This window comes from Segatella copri, assembly GCF_024330485.1.
Lineage (GTDB): Bacteria > Bacteroidota > Bacteroidia > Bacteroidales > Bacteroidaceae > Prevotella > Prevotella copri_L.
Genome location: NZ_JANDWX010000098.1, coordinates 1 through 862, shown reverse-complemented (window position 1 = coordinate 862; position 862 = coordinate 1). Strand labels below are relative to the sequence as shown.

The window sequence follows — 862 nt, the reverse complement described above, 5'->3', positions numbered from 1 at the left end:
ATTTTATGGGAATACAGGTCTGTTATAAGCGAGAGATAGCACACACCTTCATTGGTTTCAACATAGGTGATGTCACTTGCCCAAATCTGGTTCGGATGGGTAGGAACTACTCCCTTAATCAGGTTTGGGTATTTGCGATAATTATGGTCGGAATCTGTTGTCTTATAGCGCCTACGGCGCTTTATACGTACCATGAGTCCATGCTTACGCAGCATCTCAATAAATGCGTCACGACCAGGGAAGCAGCCTGTATCCTCAAACATCTGTTTCAATATGACATGCAACTTTGCAGCTCCTAAGCCAGGATTCGACTTACGATACTCACGTGCCTTTTCAATGATGATAGACTCAATGGCCTCTTCAGCAAAGCCGTCAGAGACATTGCGCTTATTATATGCTTGCCGAGTGAAACCAAACAGCCCGCATAGAGTGCCTAAACCTTGGCTCTGGCACTCTGTGCGGAGCAAGCTTACTGTTTGGTACCAGATTTTTTTCTCACAGGAATATTGAAGGTTTCTTCTGCGAGGTCAATCATGGTAGAGAATGCCTTAGAGCGAAGCTTCTCTAACTCCAAAGCCTTGCGGAGACGCTTAATCTCTGCATCTTTCTCTTTCAACTGTTCATTTGTTGTCTTTGCCATATCGTCACGGTTTTGGTCTTCTGGCGGCAAAGATAACAAATCTTTTTCATTTAAGAACTTATCCATCCAAGAAAATAGCACTGTACGACTGCTTATATAGTATTTCTTGATGATTTCTTCTGCTGGGAGCCCACTCTCCATATACTCTCGAACTATCATGATACGATCATCATCTGTAAAAGAGTAGCTATTCAACTCTACCTCACGGGTCTCAAACCAACC

The 862-nt window shown here is 43.4% G+C and carries 1 protein-coding gene and 1 pseudogene; both read right to left on the bottom strand.

What is annotated here, in order from left to right; all coding sequences use genetic code 11:
* Positions 1-467 (bottom strand): annotated as a pseudogene (locus tag NNC77_RS16505) (IS3 family transposase); the annotation flags it as partial.
* A 2-nt stretch (positions 468-469) separates the two neighbouring features.
* Positions 470-862: transposase (locus tag NNC77_RS16500; protein WP_151201867.1), on the bottom strand; the 393-nt coding region annotated here is incomplete at its 5' end.